This is a genomic window from Xanthomonas arboricola pv. populi, from assembly GCF_002939945.1.
Lineage (GTDB): Bacteria > Pseudomonadota > Gammaproteobacteria > Xanthomonadales > Xanthomonadaceae > Xanthomonas > Xanthomonas arboricola_A.
The window spans coordinates 484,370-501,365 of record NZ_MDEB01000003.1 but is presented as its reverse complement, the minus strand read 5'-3'; the positions used below and the strand labels follow the sequence as shown (position 1 = coordinate 501,365).

Here is a 16,996-nt window from a genome sequence, read left to right as displayed (position 1 = left end):
GCACTACCCCACGCGCGCGCTGCTGCGACGCATCGGCGGCAGGCGCAGATAGGTCACGCTGCGCCATAGCCATTCCATCGGCCCGAAGCGGAACCAGCGCAGCCACAGCTGGCTCAGCACCACCTGCAGCGCAAACAGCGCCAGCGCAAACGGCAGCTGCCATACGCGCGGCAGTTGCTCGAAATAGCCCAGTCCGTAACCGTAGAAGATCCACGTGCACAGCAACGACTGCATCAGGTAGTTGGTCAGCGCCATGCGCCCGGCGGGCGCAAGCCATGCCAGACGCGGCGCCAGGCGTACCACCCACGCCGCATAGCCCAGGCTCATCAGCGGGCCGGCAATCAGCGACAACGCGAATGCACCCGACAGGCGCAGATCCAGACGCGCCGGATCGATCCACGGCTCCAGCGCGTAACTCACCCCCATCACGCCCAGCCCGAGCGGCAGCGCGCCGTAGCGCAAGGCCCGAAACAGGCGCGGAAAGCGCTCGGGCGCGGCGATCGCGCCACTGCGCACGAACCAGCTGCCCAGCAGGAACATGCCGAGCATGGCCGGGCCGTTGATGCTCAGCCCGGTCATCGCCTGCTGCAGGTCGTGCCAGCGCTGCAGCGTGGCCTGCACATAGCTGCCGCTACCGAAGGCGGCGCGCTGCGCCTGCACGTTCGCCGCCGCCTGTTGCGCCGCATCGGCCACCGCGGCCTTCCATTCCACGGCAGACGCCGGGTCGAGCTGCGTCAAGGTGCCTGCGACGCCGTACAGCAGCATCAACCCGGGCGCGCAACAGTAGATCAGCGCGGCAAACCACGGCAGCGTCACCGTCGGCACCGAGCGTGTGGCCAGCAGCAACAAGGCGAGCAAGGCGTAGGTCACCAGAATATCGCCGGACCACAGCAGCAGCGCATGCGCCAGCCCGATCACCAGCAGCCCGACGGTACGACGCAGATAGGGGCCGAACAACCCGCGCCCGGCCTGCGCGGCGCGTTGCGCCATCACCGCAAACCCCATGCCGAACAGCAGCGAGAACAGCGTGTAGAACTTGCCCTGCACGAACAGGTACACCAGCGCATCGGCAACCCGGTCGGCACCGTGCCAATGCGGCTCCACGCCGGTGACCGCCAGATCGAGCGGGCCGACGAAGGCTTCGATATTCATCAGCAGGATGCCCAGCAGCGCAACACCGCGCAGCACGTCCAGCACGACCATGCGCTCGCTGGTTGCAACAGGCAGCAGAAGATCGCGCGGGGTCATCTCGGCTCGGGCAGCGCGACGCGGCGATCGCGGAGCGCACCATGCAAACAGCCCGCCGAAATGGCGGGCCGCAGAGACTCATCCAGCGAACGCTGGTCGGACGGGCACGATCGGCGCATGCAACTCGGCATCACCGTACGGTGCATGCCGGGTTTGCAGATTGCCCGCATCGGTCTGCCCGCCACACAGACAGTGTGACGACTGCGCTCAGTGGTGATGGCCGCCTTCGCCATGCACATGCCCGTGGTCGCGCTCTTCCTGGGTGGCTTCACGCACCTCGATGATCTCCACGTCGAAGTGCAGGTCCTTGCCGGCCATCGGGTGATTGAGATCGACGTCGACCACGCTCATGCCGACCTTCTGCACCGTCACTGCGCGCGGGCCGAAGTTGGTCTGCAGCACCACCTGGGTGCCCGGTACCAGCTTGGTGGCGCCGAAGTGCTTCTTGGGCACGCGCTGGCTCAGGCCTTCGCGGTATTCGCCGTACGCTTCGGTGGCCTTGACGTCCACGCCGAAGCTCTCGCCGGCTTGCTTGTCCATCATGGCCGCTTCCAGGCCCGGAATGATGTTGCCGTGGCCGATCATGATCGCCAACGGGTCACGTTCCTTGGAGCTCTCGATAGGCTCCTGGCCAATCTCCGAAACGGTGTAGTGGAAGCGGACGACGCTGTCTTTTTCGATCTTCATGCCTGGCTCTGGATAGGCTGCCCGGTGGCAGACGGTGGAGGACGGCTTGTCGGCCGCCGGGTGCGCCGCCATCATGGCGACCTTTCGAACCGCCCATTATCCCGGCTCCATGCATATCACGCCAGTTTTCGCCGTCCGCGCCCGCCGCGCCGCGGCCAGTTCGTTGCTGGGCCTGCTCGTGCTGCTGGGCGGTTGCGCACAGGCGCCGGTCCGTCGACCGGCCACTGCCCCGCCACCGGCGCCGCGCGTATGGCCGCAGGTGCCGCCGTCCAACCCGGCCGCCGCCAACAACATCCTGATGCGTGCGCTGGGCCTGGTCGGCACGCCGTACCGCTTCGGCGGCAATACGCCGGAGACCGGCTTCGACTGCAGTGGGCTGGTCACCTATGTCTACAAGGATGTGTTGGCGCTGTCGCTGCCACGCACCTCGCGTGAACTGGCTGCAGTGCAGGGGCCGCGCATCCCGCAGGAGAAACTGACCACCGGCGACCTGGTGTTCTTCGGCTCCAGTGGCAACGTGACCCATGTCGGCATTTATGTCGGTGAAGGCCGCTTCGTGCATGCCCCCACCACCGGCGGTACCGTCCGCTTGGATTTCCTGGATGGCGCCTACTGGCGTGACCATTATTCAGGCTCAAAGCGGGTTTTGCCCTGATATGTGACATGAATCACATTTAATAAAACGGAAATTTAACCTTTTTTGAACGTAACGATTCTTTCACCAAGGCATCATCCCGCATCGACAGCAGAATTGTGATTCCCGCGTGACGAACGACGAACAGATCACCACTGGCGCCGCACCGCTTCCGCCCCGGAAACCGCTCCGCCTGCTATGCGCCACCGCTCTTTGGCTCGCAGCTCTTCCCGCCCTGGCCCAGACCGCCAACGGCACCCCATCCGCTCCACAGACGACCACGCCCGACAGCGCCGTCGCCGCAGAGAAAGCCGCAACCCGCAGCCGCGCCGACGCCGCTGCCACTGCAACACTGGCCGCCCTGCTTCCGCATCTGGCCGCCAACGACGCCATTCCGCTGATGGACCGCTCGGCGATGTTCGCCGGTGACCTCAGCCGCCTGCTGGCCAATTACGACGTGTCCCAGAGTGCGGCCAACGCCGCCCAGAATGCCGTGGCCGACAGCCGTGTCCAGGTGATCCTGCAACGTGCCATGGCCCTGCTCGGCACCCCGTACGTCTGGGGCGGCGAGTCCACCGAAGGTTTCGACTGCAGCGGCCTGGTCGGCTACGTGTTCAAGACCGCTCTGGGCATCGACCTGCCGCGCGTCTCGCGCGACATCGCGCGCGACGAGTCCGCAGAGCTGATCAAGGACCCCAACGCGCTCAAGGCAGGCGATCTGGTGTTCTTCGGCAGGCGTGGCCGCATCGACCATGTAGGTCTGGTTGTCGGCGATGGCAAGTTCCTGCATGCACCCAGCCGCGGCAAGGACGTGCGGGTGGATTCGCTGGCCAGCGGCTACTGGAGCGAGAAGTTCATCCAGGCACGTCGGGTGCTTTGACCCACTGCGTGGACACTGCGTCGATTGCATGACAGAGGCCGCGGCGCTCCCGCGGCCTTTTTGCTGCGTCGTCGTCGCGCGTGGGCGTTCTGCAGGCCCTATGACCGCTGCATGACAGCGGGTGCTATCCATCGCCGGGCTGAGTGGCAGGCAGCGAACGTCAGGCTGCCTGTAACACCTCACGCATGGCGGGGGCCAAAGGCGCAGCGCTGCGTGCGTCGCAGGTTACCGCGCGGTGTCGGCCTGGTAATGCGCCATGGTGTCCTCAATGCCCTTGCTCAGCTCCATCACCTTGAGCGCGTATTCGGCCAGGCGCTGGTCTTCCGGCGTGCCCGGCTGCCAGGAGGGCACTTCCACCGGGGTGATGCCGTCCGGGTCCATCGCCACGAACACGATGATGCAATGCGTGCATAGCCGCGAGTCGCCGCCCATCGGGCTGCGTGCCCGCACGTCGATGGCGAAGTGCATGCTGGTGCGGCCGGTGTAGACCAGCTTGGCCGATACTGCGACCAGATCGCCGATCCGCACCGGCGCCACGAAGCGGATGCCGCCCACGGCCACGGTGACGCAGTAGTGCCCGCTCCAGCCACTGGCCGCCGCAAAGCCGACCTGGTCGATCCACTTCATCACCACGCCGCCGTGCACCTTGCCGCCGAAGTTGACGTCGCTGGGCTCGGCCAGAAAACGAAATGTCAGATCACGCTGTTGGCCAATCACCGCCCGCCCCCGTCAATGGATGAGCTGGCAGTGTGCCATGCGGGTGGGACGCCAGGACGCACAACCGAAACGCCTGGCGCATCGTCCAGCAGGGCGGATGCTTCGATCAGGGACGTAACGCGTCCAGATTGTCCTGCCTGCGCAGACACAGCCAGGGAAAGTGCGGCTGCCGCAGCTTGAGCATCCGCCGCAGACGCGCGCCCGGGCGTCGCGGGTCAAACAGTCGCTGCACCGCAAAGCGATCGAAGCTGGCGTAGGTGTGCTGGTGGTAGTGCGCGGCCAGCGCCGGAACGCCCAGGTCGGTGAAGTAGCGCAGGCTGCGCGCGGCGCTTGCGTTGGCGGCTTGCGCATCCGCATACAGCGGGCTGTCGAGGATATGCAATTCGCCGCCGTCACGCAGTTGGGCGAGCAGACGAACGACCAATGCGGCGGGGTCGGCGAAATACTGGAGGCAGGCCGGGATCACGATGACGTCGAAGAGATCGCGCGGCAGCGCCAGGGTCTGGATGTCTGCGGCGATGAAGCTCAGGCGCTGGTCGTGACCGAATACGCGCGCGGCCTGGGTCAGTTCGGTGCGATTGACGTCGATGCCGCAGACGTCGCGCTGCAGCGACTGCGCCAGCAACTGCGACAACCAGCCGTTGCCGCAGCCCAGTTCGGCAATGGCGCCCTCGCCGGCCTGCGCACGCAGGTGCTGGACCAGCAATGCGCTGGACAGCGCACGCACCTGCCATTCCAGACTGGCGCCGAGTTTGCCGCCGGGACGCGGCAGGCTGCGCACCTGTGCATCGGTGTAGAGCCGGCCTTCCTTGCGCCGGATTTCCAGATACTGCTGCTCGAACGGGTCGTCGGCCAACGACCGCTGCACGAACACGCCGTCGACGCTGTGCAGCTCAGGCACCTGCTGCAGGCGATCGCGCAGCATGGGAAATCCGACGCGCATCGGTGACGGTCAGCGCTGCGTCGGAGCGCGATCGGTCAGCGGATCTTCCAGCCCGACATTGGTCGATGCCGATTCGTAGACCGCCTTGTCGAGCAGGCCGGTTTCCTTGGCCACCAGCACCGGCACCAGCATCTGCCCGGTCACGTTGGTCATGGTGCGCATCATGTCGAGGATGCGATCGATCGCGTACAGGTAGCCGATCACTTCCAGCGGCAGATTGGCCGCGCTCAGCACCACCGTGGCCATGATCACCGCGGTGCCGGGCACGCCGGCCGTGCCGAAGCTGCCGAGCACCGAGGCGATCAACACCACGAAGTACTGGTTTGCGGTCAGCGGCACACCGGTGTATTGCGCGATGAACACCGCACACAAGGCCGGGAAGATCGCGCCGCAGCCATCCATCTTGATGCTGGCACCCAGCGGCACCGCGAAGGCGGCGTAGTCCTTGCTGACGCCCAGGTTATGCGTGATCGCGCGCATCGCCACCGGCATCGCGGCAAAGCTCGATGAACTGACGAATGCCACCTGCATGCCCGGCGCCGCGCCGCGGAAGAACTTCCACGGATTCAATCCATGCAGCAACAACAGGCTGCTGTAGACCACCACGATGTGGATCGCGCAGGCCACATACAGCGCCAGCACGAAATTGCCGAATGGCAGCAGTTTCTCGAAACCGTAGCTGCCGACCAGGCTGGCAATCAGCCCGAAGGTGCCCAGCGGGGTCATCTCCAGCACGAAGCGGGTGACCTGGATCATGATGTCGCTCAGCTGCGCGGTGAGCTTGCGTGCCTCGGCCACACGTTCGCCGAGCTTGACCATCGCAAAGCCCAGCAGCGCGGCGAAGAAGATCACCGGCAGGATCGATCCGCGCCCGGCAGCCAGCACCGTTTCGCCGGCCGCATTGGTCTTGGTGCCGATACCGGTCAATGCGTAGAACGGGTTGGAGGGCACCACGTCCAGCAGCACCTTGATCGGGCTGGGCACATCGCGCGGTTTCCAGGCCGAATCCACGCTCAGGCTGAAGTGGCCGGCGCCGGGTTGCATCAACGTGCCCACTGCCAGGCCCACGCCCACCGCCAACGCGGCGGTGACGACGAACCACAGGAAGGTGCGCCCACCGAGCGCGGCGACGGATTTTTGCCCGTGCAACGAGGAGATCGCATTGATCACCGCAAAGAACACCAGCGGGATCGCGATCATCTTGATCAGGGTGACGTACAGATCGCCGAGTGGGCCGAACCACACGTCGGCGGCCGGACCCATGGCCCAGCCGGCCAGCGCGCCGAGCACGAAGCCGGCCACCACGCGTTGCCAGAACGGAATGCGCAACCAGGCCGAGACCAATGTCATGCGTCGAATCATCCGGGGGAGAGTGCATGCACCATAGCCCAGGCCCGCGCCACCGGCGAGGCCACGACTGGAACAGCAGCGTGTCATCTGTGTGACGCCACGCATGCCGGCATAATGCGTGCTGATTCAGTCACGAGTTCGATGCCGATGCGTTACCGCCTGCCTGCCCTCGCCGCCCTGACCACCGTGTGTGTCGCCGCTTGCGCCTCCAGCGTCGGCACCAGCGCATCCGCGCCCGCCGCCGTGCGCGTGGAGGTGCCGCAGGTGGCGCATCCCGCCGGCGAGACGCCGCAATGGTGGTACCGCTCGGGCGCCGCGCGCGCAGCCGGCAACGGCGCGATGGCCGGGCGGGCGCGCAACGTGATCCTGTTCCTGGGCGACGGCATGAGCCTGACCACCGTGGCGGCAGCGCGCATCCTGGATGGCCAGCGCAAGGGCGGGCCGGGCGAGGAGAACCTGCTGTCGTGGGAGCAGTTCCCGGCGACCGCCTTCAGCAAGACCTACAACACCGATTCGCAGACGCCGGATTCGGCCGGCACCATGACCGCGATCACCACCGGGGTGAAAACGCATATGGGCGCGATCGGCGTCAGCAGCGGCAACCGCAACGACTGCACCGACAGCCGGGGCAAGGGCCTGCTGAGCTGGCTGCAACTGGCCGACAGCGCCGGCATGGCCACCGGCATCGTCACCACCACCCGCCTCACCCACGCCACCCCGGCGGCGACCTATGCGCATTCGCCGGACCGCAACTGGGAAAACGACACCGACCTGCCCGAGTCCGCTCGCGCTGCCGGCTGCCAGGACATCGCCCAGCAACTGCTGTCCACCGCGCGTTTCGGGCGTGGCCCGCAGGTGGTGCTGGGCGGCGGACGCAGCCAGTTCCAGACCGTGCAGGAACGCGATCCGGAATACGACGACAAGGTCGGCCTGCGCCTGGACGGCCGCGATCTGGTCGCCGAATGGAAGCAGGCGCACCCGCAGGGCGCCTATGTCTGGAACGAACAGCAGTTGAAAGCGGCCCCTGGCGCGCCCGCGCTGCTGGGCCTGTTCGAGCCGGATCACATGCAGTTCGATCACGACCGCAATCGCACCCCGCAAGGCGAGCCCAGCCTGACCGAGATGACCCGCACTGCGATCCAGTCGCTGTCGCGCGACCCGAACGGTTTCGTGCTGATGGTCGAAGGCGGCCGTATCGACCACGCCAACCATGCCGGCAATGCCTACCGCGCGCTCGACGAAACCGTGTCGCTGTCCGATGCGGTGCGCACCGCCGTGCAGACCGCGCCGCCGGACACGCTGATCATCGTCACCGCCGACCACTCGCATACGCTCAACTTCGTCGGCTACCCGGTGCGCGGCAATCCGATCCTGGGCAAGGTGCGCGGCACCGGCGGCGAAGAAGGCGACCGTACCCAGCTGGCGACCGACCTGGCCGGCCAGCCCTACACCACGCTGAGCTACGCCAACGGCCCCGGCTACACCGGCGCCAGCAACGCGCAGCCGGCCGGCCCCAAGAAGTATCCGCACGAACCCAGCAGCAACGAGCCGGCCGCCGGACGCCCGGACCTGACCCACGTCGACACCGAGGCGCCCAGCTACATGCAGGAATCGCTGGTGCCGACCAAGTCCGAAAGCCATGGCGGCGAAGACGTCGGCATCTGGGCCACCGGCCCGGGCAGCGCGGCGTTCCGCGGCACGCTGGAAGAGAACGTGATCTACCACGTCATCGTCCAGGCCACCCCGCGCCTGCGCGAGCGCCTGTGCAAGGCCGGCACCTGCGACAGCGCCGGCGTGCCGGTGGAGTTGCCGAAGTCGGCCACGTTCGAGACTGCGACCAAGCGCTGATGGGCCGGCTGCGCGCAGCGCGAGCGGCGGCGGCGGAGAGCCGTCAGTCGCCGCTCGGGTCCGGATGCAGCCTCGCAGCAAGCCACGTGCATCGATGACCGGGTTGCTGCCCCCCGCGTTGTCGCCCGGCCCGGTGCTGGTCGCCTACAGCGGCGGCGTGGATTCGAGCGTCTTGCTGCATCTGCTGGCAGCGACGCCGCGTTATCGCCAGTTGGGGCTGCGTGCGGTGCATGTGCATCATGGCCTGCACGCCGATGCCGACGCCTGGGCCGCGCACTGCCGGCGCCAATGCGATGCCTTGCAAGTCCCCTTGCAGGTCGCGCACGTGCAGGTCGCGCGCGACAGCGGCCTGGGGCTGGAGGCGGCGGCACGCCATGCACGCCACGCCGCGTTTGCCCAGGCACTGGCGCCCGGCGAATGGTTGGCGCTGGCGCACCATCGCGACGATCAGGCCGAAACCTTCCTGCTGCGCGCACTGCGCGCTTCCGGCCCGGACGGACTGGCCGCGATGCGCGCACAGCGTCCATTCGCGGCCGGCATGCTGTGGCGTCCCTTGCTGGAGCGCGCGCGCGCCGAGGTACTGGCCTATGCGCAGGCACATGGCCTGCAGTGGATCGAAGACCCCAGCAATGCCGATGCCCGCCACGACCGCAACTTCCTGCGTACCCAGCTGATGCCGGTGCTGCAGCAGCGTTGGCCGCAGGCCGCCGAGGCACTGGCGCGCAGCGCGCAGCTGAGCGCCGATGCCAGCGACTTGCTGTTGCAAGAGGACACCGCGCTACTGCCCGCCCTGCTGACCGCCACCGGTGCACTGGATCTGCAAAGCTTGCGTGCACAGCCGGCAGCACGCCGGCCGCGGCTGCTGCGTGCCTGGGTGACTGCAGCGCAGGCGCCACCGCTGCCTGCGCACGGCGTGGCCGCACTGGAGCGGGAAATCGACGACGACGCGCCGGATCGGCAAGCCCGCTTTGCCTGGCAACAGGTGCAGGTGCGGCGCTGGCGCCAGTGTCTGTACCTGCTGCGTCCGCACGCCGCGTGGCAGGCGTCATGGCAGGCGTGCTGGGATGGCGCGACACCGCTGCCACTGCCGGACGGCGCGTGCCTGCAGCTGCAAGCCGCACCCGGCCTGCGCTTCGCGCAACCGCTGCTGGTGCGCGCACGCCAGGGTGGCGAACGCATCGTATTGCCGCAGCGCGCGCATTCGCATCTGCTCAAGCACCTGCTGCAGGAACTGGATCTGCCGCCCTGGCAACGCGTGCGCCTGCCGATCCTGTGGGCCGACGACCAGGTGCTGGCAGCCGGCGACCGCATCGTCTCGGCTGCATTGAGCGACTGGCTGCAGGCCAACGGCGCATCCTTGCGCTGGCGCGACCACGCCAACGCGAATTGACCCGCCTGCCTGCGCGCCGCACACTTTGGCGATGGTCAAAAAATCCTTGAACGAAACCTCCCCGGTCGCCCGCTTCGAACAGTCGCTGGAAGAACTCGAGCAACTCGTGCAGAAGATGGAAGTCGGCGACCAGAGCCTGGAGCAATCGCTCACCGCCTACGAGCGCGGCATCGGTCTGTACCGCGACTGCCAGAAGGCGCTGGAACAGGCCGAACTGCGCGTGCGCATGCTGACCGACCCCGCGCGCCCCGATCTGGCCGAAGCCTTCCAGGCGCCGTCGCAGGACGGCGGCTGAGGTGAGTTCGGCGTTGTTCGAACACTGGATCGGCCGCACCGAACGCAGCCTGGAGGCCTGTCTGCCAAGCCCAGCGCTGGCGCCGCAGCGGCTGCACGCCGCAATGCGGCACGCGGTGCTGGGCGGCGGCAAGCGCATGCGTCCGCTGCTGGTGTATGCGACCGGCGCGCTGTTCGGCGCCGACGAGGACAGCCTGGACACGCCCGCCGTGGCGGTGGAGCTGATCCACGCCTATTCGCTGGTGCACGACGACTTGCCGGCAATGGACGACGACGCGTTGCGTCGCGGCCAACCCACCGTGCATATCGCCTTCGACGAAGCCACTGCGATCCTGGCTGGCGACGCGCTGCAGACGCGCGCCTTCGAGCGATTGGCTGCGGCCCCGGTCAGTGCGGAACTGCGGGTCGGCTGGCTGCAGAGTCTGGCCACCGCCGCAGGCGCTGCCGGCATGTGCGGCGGCCAGGCGCTGGATATCGACGCCACCGGCCAGTTGCAATCGCTGGGCGATCTCCAGCGCATGCACGCCCTCAAGACCGGCGCACTGATCCGCGCCGCCGTGCGCATGGGCGCGCTGACCGGCGCCGCAGCAGCCGACGATCAGCAGCGCCTGGATGCGTTTGCCGATGCGCTGGGCCTGGCGTTCCAGGTTCGCGACGACATCCTGGATGTGGAATCGAGCTCGGCGCAGCTGGGCAAGACCGCCGGCAAGGACGCCGCGCAGGCCAAGTCCACCTATCCGGCCCTGCTCGGAATGGACGGCGCCAAGGCCAAACTGGCCGAACTGGCCACCCGCATGCACGACATCCTGCAGCCCTACGGCCCGCCCGGCGACACGCTGGCGACGCTGGGCCGGTTTGCGGTGGACCGCGCACACTAGGGCGCCGCCGCGTTCGTTCGAGCGGCCGTACAGCCGTACAACCGCGCCGAGCCTCGTACCGGCGCCAGACGCCAGACATGCGCAGACATTGCCGCACGAGCAGTGATCGGCCGGCATGGGCAATGACATGCGTGCGCCGATCATCGCCCCGGCCGGCCGACAACAGATGCCCCCCCCGGGCTGCGTCCGCGCACGACCGACGGACGACCCGCCAGCGGCCTGCGGTCACGGCGGCGACCAAGGTCCCAGACAACCGCTGGACTGGACACAGGCTCTACCGCGCTCCCGGCGGACGCGCACCGCACCCTCTCGTGCACTTCGATACCCGCTCCGATCAAGCGATCCCGCCGCTCGTTGCGCACACCGTGCGCCAGCGCACGGTGTGTTTGTAGAGCATCGCTCCGCAGGCGATGCGCTGTGTCACATAACGTAAATTCTCTTCCCCTAATTTTTCACAAAAGAATTTCTACAGATTGATCCAAAAACGCGAACTGCCGCTCAATTTGCGCCTGGATTGTCGCCATCGGTGTCCGCCTTTGTCACCGGATGACCACAAGCGGGCCAAAAACAGCATCAATCGGTTGTCTTGTTGCGTTTGCTCGCTCTGCCTAGGTTGACCTGCCCGCGTCCGCGGACATCCCCCGACCACATGGAGAGTCACTGGTGAAGAACGTTTTTCTCGCATCGTTTGCAGCAGGTACGTTGGCCGTTGTCGGCGTGCTCGGATCGGCGCAGGCGCAGTCCGTGCGCGGCCCGGTCCCGTTGACCATCGAACTGGCGCCGGTCGCCGATCAGGCCGGACGACACCAGGGCAAGATCGCGGTGACCGTCACCAACAACGGCAGCCAGATCGCCCGTGTACCGACCTATCAGCTGCCGCTGCAATCGCTGGACAACGGCATCCTGGAAGTGAGCCGCGATGGCGCGCCGGTGCCCTACACCGGACGCCTGGTCAAGCGCGGCCTGCCCAAGGCGGCCGACTTCACCATCCTCAAGCCGGGCCAGACCGTGCAGGGCGTGGTCGATCTGGCTGCAGCCTACGACCTGTCCACCAGCGGCAACTACACCATCCGCGTCAGCTCGCCGCTGCGGTACGCCTCGCTGGCCGATGGCAGCCTGCTGAAGACCGCCGATGGCAAGACGGCGGTGGCCGGCAGCGCGCCGTTGACGGTGTGGCTGGACGGCGTCAACCGCGGCGTGCAGCGCCAGTTGGCCGTCGGCCCGACCGCGGTGGTCAACGGCATCAACTACCTCAATTGCAGCACCACACGCACCAACCAGATCGCCACGGCGGTCGATGCCGCCCGCACGTACTCGCAGAACGCGCGAACCTACCTCAACGGAGGCAGCACCGGTGCGCGTTACACCACCTGGTTTGGTGCCTACAATGCCTCGCGCTACAGCCGGGTCACCTCCAACTTCGTCAACATCGACAATGCGCTGGACCAGAACAACGGCCAGATCACGGTCAATTGCGATTGCACCGACAGCTCCTACGCCTACGTCTATGCGAATGCGCCGTATGAGATCTACGTCTGCAACGCGTTCTGGGGCGCGCCGGTGCGCGGTACCGACTCCAAGGCCGGCACGCTGGTGCATGAGATGAGCCACTTCACCGTGATAGCCGGCACCCAGGACCGCGCGTACGGTCAGTCCGATGCACGCAGCCTGGCGCAGAGCAACCCGGCCCAGGCAATCGCCAATGCCGACAGTCACGAGTACTTCGCCGAGAACACCCCGGCGCAGAACTGATCGCGCCATCGCCTAAAACGACGAAGGCCCGGCATCGCTGCCGGGCCTTTGTCGTTCGCACCGCGCCGGATTACTTGATCAGGCGCAGCGTGAACGGATAACGGTAATGCTCGCCGTTGTTGGCCTTGACCGCGGCCAGGATGCAAAACACCAGATTGGCGATCCATACCAGCGTCGGCACGAAGAACAGGATGCCGAACGACACGATGGTCAGGATCACCGCAGCCACATAGGCGATGATCACGGTGATCTGGAAGTTCAACGCTTCCTTGGCCTGATCGCTGGCGAACGGCTTGGACGGGCTGGCGTCCTTGCTGATCAGCCAGATCACCAACGCGCCAATGAAGGAGGTGAGGATGCCGAGCAGATGCGCGGCCAGCGCCAGGGTGCGCTCCTCCGACGGCGTGCTGGTCCCGATCGGCGGCGGTGGCGGTACGGCGTGCGACTCGAATTCGCTCATCATGTCTCCCCATGCATGGTTGTGGTGCGGCGGACTATAGCAACGATTCAGCCAGCCACCAGTGCGGGAAGACATGGTCTCGGTGGCTCCCGGCGACTGCCGCAAACGAGAGCGGCAAAGCGCACCGCCACCGGGCGCCGAGCGCAGCAGGTTGGTTACCCGCGCTCAGCTGTCGCCTGCCACCGTCATGCGGTTGAGCAGCACCGAGCCGATCTTGACGTGCGAGCGCGGATCGACGTCGTTGCCGACCGCTTCGATGCCGGCGAACATCTCGCGCAGATTGCCGGCGATGGTCAGACCATCCACCGGATAGGCGATCACACCGTTCTCGATCCAGAAGCCGCCGGCACCGCGCGAATAGTCGCCGGTCACCGGATTGACGCCGTTGCCCATCAGCTCGGTGACCAGCAGGCCGCGCGACATGCCGGCAATCAGCGAGGCCAGGTCGCCCGCGTTTGCCGTGACCTGCAGGTTGTGCACGCCACCGGCGTTGGCGGTGGTCTGCAGGCCCAGCTTGCGCGCCGAGTAGCTGCCCAGCACATAGCGCTGCAGCACGCCGTCGCTGATCAGTGCCGAACGCCGCGTCGCCACGCCTTCGCCATCGAAGGCGGCCGAGCGCAGGCCGCGCCGCAGATGCGGCAGCTCTTCGATGTTGAACCAGTCCGGGAACAGCTTGCTGCCGACACTGTCGAGCAGGAAGCTGGCGCGGCGATACAGCGCGCCGCCGGAGACCGCGCCGAGCAGGTGCCCGACCAGCGAGCGCGCCACCTCCGGCGCGAACAGCACCGGCAGCTGGCCGGTCGGCAGCGAGCGTGGCTGCAGCCGCGCCAGGGTGCGTTCGGCGGCGTGGCGGCCGATCGCTTCCGGCGCCTCCAGGTCCTCGCGCGCCAGCGCGCTGCTGTACCAGCCATCGCGCTGCATGCCGTCGCCCTGGCCGGCGATCAGCGCGCAGCTGATCGAATGATGGGTGCCGCGCTCGCGACCGATGAAGCCATGCGAGTTGGCATACACCGACAGGCTGAGCCCGGTGCTGGCCGAGGCGCCATCGGAGTTGCTGATGCGCGCATCGGCATCGCGCCCGGCGGTCTCGCAGGCCAACGCCAGGTCCACCGCGGTGTCGGCGTCCAGCGCCCACGGGTGCCAGCTGTCAAGCTCGGGGAAGTCGCGCGCCATCAGCTCCGGGTCGGCCAGGCCGGCGGCGACGTCGTCTTCGGTATAACGGGCGATCGCGCAGGCCTGGGCAACGGTCGATTCCAGGCTGGAATCCTGCAGATCGGCGGTGCTGGCGCTGCCCTTGCGCTTGCCGAAGTACACGGTGACCGCGATGCCGCGGTCGCGGGTGGATTCCACCGTCTCCACATCGCCCAGGCGCACATTGACGTCCAGGCCGCGCTCTTCGCTGCAGCTCACTTCGGCCTGGGTGGCGCCGGCCGCACGGGCGCGCTCGAGCAGGCGCTGCGCGATGTCGGTGAGCGCGTCCAGGCGCTGCAGGCTGTCGTCGTGGACACGTGTTTCGGAGGAGAGTGCGTTCAATGCTTTATCCTAGTCTCATGGTGCGAGTGACCTGATGGAGGTTCCTACGCAAGAGCTGGCCGGCATGGCCAGAATTTTTAATCAGTCTGTTTTGGGATGTATTGGCAATGCGCGGACGCGACGAAGACACCGGTGAATTTCGCGGCGCCAGCCGCAGCCAGCAGCGACGCGAGGCGCTGGAAATTTTCGACCTGGGCGAAAAGCTGGTGGCGCTCACTCCGGCGCAGCTGGCCAAGCTGCCGGTGCCCGAATCGCTGATCCCGCATATCGAAGAGAGCAAGCGCATCACCTCGCATATCGCGCACAAGCGCCAGCTGGCGTTTCTGGCCAAGCACATGCGCCGCGAAGACGACCAAACGCTGGCCGCGATCCGCGATGCGCTGGATGCCAACAGCGACACCGCGCGCCGCGAAGTAGCCGCGATCCACCGCATCGAGCGCTGGCGCGAACGCCTGCTCGCCGAAGGCGACGTGGCGCTGGCCGAGCTGTTGGAAGCCTACCCGGCCGCCGACCGCCAGCAATTGCGTCAACTGGTGCGCAACGCCATCCACGAGCGAGCCAAGAACAAGCCGCCGCGCGCCTACCGCGAGCTGTTCCAGGTATTGCGCGAGTTGTCTCAGGAGCAGGGATTGGAGAGTGGGGATTCGGGATTGGAAGACGGCGAACCGGCTTCGGAAAGCGACGAATGAGGGCCTGACTGGTCCATCCAGCCCCGCAACGGCCATCCCGGCCGTTGCCAATCCCAAATCCCGGCTCCCGGATCCATCCAAGCGGAACCCGTCACGCCCCGCGCATCCCGCTGTTGCGATTCCCGAATCCCGATTCCCGATTCCCCGCATCTCAGGCCTGCGTTCCGCCAACGGTGATGCCGTCGATCAACAGCGACGGCTGACCGACGCCGACCGGCACGCTCTGCCCGTCCTTGCCGCACACGCCCACGCCTTCGTCCAGCGCCAGGTCATTGCCGATCATGCGCACCTTCTGCATGGTCTCCGGGCCGTTGCCGATCAACGTGGCGCCCTTGACCGGCGCGGTGACCTTGCCGTCTTCGATCAGGTAGGCCTCGGTGGCCGAGAACACGTACTTGCCGCTGGTGATGTCGACCTGGCCGCCGCCGAAGTTGACCGCATAGATGCCCTTTTTCACCGAGCGGATCATCTCCTGCGGATCGTGCTGCCCGGCGCGCATGTAGGTGTTGGTCATGCGCGGCATGGTCAGGTGCGCGAACGATTCGCGCCGGCCGTTGCCGGTCGGCGCCACGCCCATCAGGCGCGCGTTGTGGGTGTCCTGCATGTAGCCGACCAGCACGCCGTCTTCGATCAGCGTGGTGCACTGGGTGGACGTGCCCTCGTCGTCGATATTGAGCGAGCCGCGACGGCCATCCAGGGTGCCGTCATCGACGATGGTCACGCCCGGCGAGGCCACGCGCTCGCCGATGCGGCCGGCGTAGACGCTGGTGCCCTTGCGATTGAAGTCGCCTTCCAGGCCATGCCCCACCGCTTCGTGCAGCAGCACGCCGGGCCAGCCCGGGCCGAGCACCACCGGCATCACGCCGGCCGGTGCCGGAATCGCATCCAGATTGACCAGCGCCTGACGCAGCGCTTCGCGGGCGAAGCCTTCCGGGCGGCCATCGGCGAACAGTTCGGCATAGCCGTAACGGCCGCCGCCGCCGGAGTAGCCGGACTCGCGGCGTCCGCCCTGTTCGACGATCACCTGCACGTTCAAGCGCACCAGCGGGCGCACGTCGGCGGCCAGCACGCCGTCGCTGCGCGCGATCAGCACCGTGTCCACACCGCCGGACAGGCTCACCATCACCTGCTTGACGCGCGGGTCGGCCGCGCGCACGTATTGGTCGATACGGCGCAACAACTCGACCTTGGTCGCGCTGTCCATGTCGTCGATCGGGTCGGTGGCCGGGTACAGCGCGCGGCCGTTGCCGCGCACCAGCGAACGGGTGGATTGCGCGCCGCCCTCGCGCGAGATCGCGCGTGCGGACTGCGCCGCCTCCAGCAAGGCGTCGCGCTGGATATCGTCGGAATACGCGAAGCCGGTCTTCTCGCCGGCAATCGCGCGCACGCCCACGCCTTGTTCGATGGAATGCGCACCGTCCTTGACGATGCCGTCTTCCACGCTCCAGCTCTCGCGTCGCGAATGCTGGAAGTACAGGTCGCCGAAGTCGATGCCCGGGCCCAGCAGGGCGCCGAAGGTGCGGTCGAGATGGCCGGTGTCCAGGCCGGAAGGAAGCAACAGCCGGGTTTCGGCCAGAGTGAGAGCGTTATCGGTCATGCGGTCAGGATGGGGCCCGCGCGCCGGGGAGACAAGTCGTTCGGCTGAACATGCGGCACGGCTATCATCGCGGGCCCATCGCCACGCCGAGGCCCG

Annotated in this window: 16 protein-coding genes; 8 read left to right on the top strand and 8 right to left on the bottom strand. The window is 67.2% G+C overall.

Translation table 11 applies throughout. The features are described from left to right. Positions 1-3: 3 nt before the first annotated feature. The gene (locus XaplCFBP3123_RS11635; protein WP_104534165.1) at positions 4-1,248 is read right to left on the bottom strand and encodes a DUF418 domain-containing protein; all 1,245 of its coding nucleotides are present in this window, start codon (positions 1,246-1,248) and stop codon (positions 4-6) included. Positions 1,249-1,455: 207 nt separating this feature from the next. Then, on the bottom strand, positions 1,456-1,935 hold the full coding sequence (locus XaplCFBP3123_RS11630; RefSeq protein ID WP_104534164.1) for an FKBP-type peptidyl-prolyl cis-trans isomerase: 480 nt from the start codon (positions 1,933-1,935) through the stop codon (positions 1,456-1,458). A gap of 73 nt (positions 1,936-2,008) precedes the next feature. Between XaplCFBP3123_RS11630 and XaplCFBP3123_RS11625 the strand changes: the two genes are divergently transcribed. Both XaplCFBP3123_RS11625 and XaplCFBP3123_RS11620 read left to right on the top strand, forming a co-directional pair. Beyond that, complete coding sequence (locus tag XaplCFBP3123_RS11625) at positions 2,009-2,590, top strand: C40 family peptidase (RefSeq protein ID WP_104534263.1); 582 nt, start codon at positions 2,009-2,011, stop codon at positions 2,588-2,590. A gap of 109 nt (positions 2,591-2,699) precedes the next feature. Further along, positions 2,700-3,449 (top strand): C40 family peptidase, encoded by a 750-nt coding sequence (locus XaplCFBP3123_RS11620; protein WP_104534163.1) that lies wholly within the window; start codon positions 2,700-2,702, stop codon positions 3,447-3,449. A 225-nt stretch (positions 3,450-3,674) separates the two neighbouring features. Here XaplCFBP3123_RS11620 and XaplCFBP3123_RS11615 read toward each other — a convergent pair whose 3' ends face one another. The 3 genes from XaplCFBP3123_RS11615 to XaplCFBP3123_RS11605 form a co-directional block, all read right to left on the bottom strand. After that, entirely contained in the window at positions 3,675-4,166 is a 492-nt protein-coding gene (locus XaplCFBP3123_RS11615; RefSeq protein ID WP_104534162.1) for an acyl-CoA thioesterase, read from the bottom strand. A gap of 106 nt (positions 4,167-4,272) precedes the next feature. Continuing rightward, on the bottom strand, positions 4,273-5,109 hold the full coding sequence (locus tag XaplCFBP3123_RS11610; protein ID WP_104534161.1) for a class I SAM-dependent methyltransferase: 837 nt from the start codon (positions 5,107-5,109) through the stop codon (positions 4,273-4,275). A gap of 9 nt (positions 5,110-5,118) precedes the next feature. Then, complete coding sequence (locus tag XaplCFBP3123_RS11605) at positions 5,119-6,459, bottom strand: dicarboxylate/amino acid:cation symporter (protein ID WP_104534160.1); 1,341 nt, start codon at positions 6,457-6,459, stop codon at positions 5,119-5,121. 141 nt (positions 6,460-6,600) lie between these two features. Between XaplCFBP3123_RS11605 and XaplCFBP3123_RS11600 the strand changes: the two genes are divergently transcribed. The 5 genes from XaplCFBP3123_RS11600 to XaplCFBP3123_RS11580 all read left to right on the top strand — a co-directional run bounded on the left by XaplCFBP3123_RS11600 (position 6,601) and on the right by XaplCFBP3123_RS11580 (position 12,621). Further along, a complete protein-coding gene (locus tag XaplCFBP3123_RS11600; protein WP_104534159.1) occupies positions 6,601-8,307 on the top strand; it encodes an alkaline phosphatase in 1,707 nt (568 codons plus the stop codon). 94 nt (positions 8,308-8,401) lie between these two features. Next, the gene (tilS, locus tag XaplCFBP3123_RS11595; RefSeq protein WP_104534158.1) at positions 8,402-9,697 is read left to right on the top strand and encodes a tRNA lysidine(34) synthetase TilS; all 1,296 of its coding nucleotides are present in this window, start codon (positions 8,402-8,404) and stop codon (positions 9,695-9,697) included. Positions 9,698-9,728: 31 nt separating this feature from the next. After that, entirely contained in the window at positions 9,729-9,992 is a 264-nt protein-coding gene (locus XaplCFBP3123_RS11590; RefSeq protein WP_104534157.1) for an exodeoxyribonuclease VII small subunit, read from the top strand. A gap of 1 nt (position 9,993) precedes the next feature. Further along, positions 9,994-10,869, top strand: coding sequence for a polyprenyl synthetase family protein (locus XaplCFBP3123_RS11585; RefSeq protein WP_104534156.1), 876 nt, complete (start codon positions 9,994-9,996; stop codon positions 10,867-10,869). A gap of 663 nt (positions 10,870-11,532) precedes the next feature. Continuing rightward, positions 11,533-12,621, top strand: coding sequence for a M35 family metallo-endopeptidase (locus XaplCFBP3123_RS11580; RefSeq protein ID WP_104534155.1), 1,089 nt, complete (start codon positions 11,533-11,535; stop codon positions 12,619-12,621). Between the two features lie 70 nt (positions 12,622-12,691). On the opposite strand, the gene XaplCFBP3123_RS11575 is transcribed toward XaplCFBP3123_RS11580, so the two are convergent. Together XaplCFBP3123_RS11575 and pmbA are read right to left on the bottom strand one after the other, a co-directional pair. After that, complete coding sequence (locus XaplCFBP3123_RS11575; protein ID WP_172453210.1) at positions 12,692-13,156, bottom strand: DUF4870 domain-containing protein; 465 nt, start codon at positions 13,154-13,156, stop codon at positions 12,692-12,694. A gap of 90 nt (positions 13,157-13,246) precedes the next feature. Continuing rightward, entirely contained in the window at positions 13,247-14,614 is a 1,368-nt protein-coding gene (pmbA, locus tag XaplCFBP3123_RS11570; protein WP_104534154.1) for a metalloprotease PmbA, read from the bottom strand. A gap of 107 nt (positions 14,615-14,721) precedes the next feature. Between pmbA and yjgA the strand changes: the two genes are divergently transcribed. Beyond that, positions 14,722-15,303 (top strand): ribosome biogenesis factor YjgA, encoded by a 582-nt coding sequence (yjgA, locus tag XaplCFBP3123_RS11565; protein WP_104534153.1) that lies wholly within the window; start codon positions 14,722-14,724, stop codon positions 15,301-15,303. 151 nt (positions 15,304-15,454) lie between these two features. Here the strand turns inward: yjgA and tldD are convergent, their stop codons facing one another. Further along, on the bottom strand, positions 15,455-16,900 hold the full coding sequence (gene tldD, locus XaplCFBP3123_RS11560; protein ID WP_104534152.1) for a metalloprotease TldD: 1,446 nt from the start codon (positions 16,898-16,900) through the stop codon (positions 15,455-15,457). Positions 16,901-16,996 lie beyond the last annotated feature (96 nt).

Excerpts from the sequence above, each read along its gene's own strand:
- XaplCFBP3123_RS11590 (WP_104534157.1), top strand. The coding sequence starts at position 9,729 with ATGGTCAAAAAATCCTTGAACGAAACCTCCCCGGTCGCCCGCTTCGAA.
- XaplCFBP3123_RS11630 (WP_104534164.1), bottom strand. The coding sequence starts at position 1,935 with ATGAAGATCGAAAAAGACAGCGTCGTCCGCTTCCACTACACCGTTTCG.
- XaplCFBP3123_RS11625 (WP_104534263.1), top strand. The coding sequence starts at position 2,009 with ATGGCGACCTTTCGAACCGCCCATTATCCCGGCTCCATGCATATCACG.
- XaplCFBP3123_RS11600 (WP_104534159.1), top strand. The coding sequence starts at position 6,601 with ATGCCGATGCGTTACCGCCTGCCTGCCCTCGCCGCCCTGACCACCGTG.
- yjgA (WP_104534153.1), top strand. The coding sequence starts at position 14,722 with ATGCGCGGACGCGACGAAGACACCGGTGAATTTCGCGGCGCCAGCCGC.
- XaplCFBP3123_RS11610 (WP_104534161.1), bottom strand. The coding sequence starts at position 5,109 with ATGCGCGTCGGATTTCCCATGCTGCGCGATCGCCTGCAGCAGGTGCCT.
- XaplCFBP3123_RS11635 (WP_104534165.1), bottom strand. The coding sequence starts at position 1,248 with ATGACCCCGCGCGATCTTCTGCTGCCTGTTGCAACCAGCGAGCGCATG.
- tldD (WP_104534152.1), bottom strand. The coding sequence starts at position 16,900 with ATGACCGATAACGCTCTCACTCTGGCCGAAACCCGGCTGTTGCTTCCT.
- XaplCFBP3123_RS11605 (WP_104534160.1), bottom strand. The coding sequence starts at position 6,459 with ATGACATTGGTCTCGGCCTGGTTGCGCATTCCGTTCTGGCAACGCGTG.
- tilS (WP_104534158.1), top strand. The coding sequence starts at position 8,402 with ATGACCGGGTTGCTGCCCCCCGCGTTGTCGCCCGGCCCGGTGCTGGTC.
- XaplCFBP3123_RS11575 (WP_172453210.1), bottom strand. The coding sequence starts at position 13,156 with ATGTCTTCCCGCACTGGTGGCTGGCTGAATCGTTGCTATAGTCCGCCG.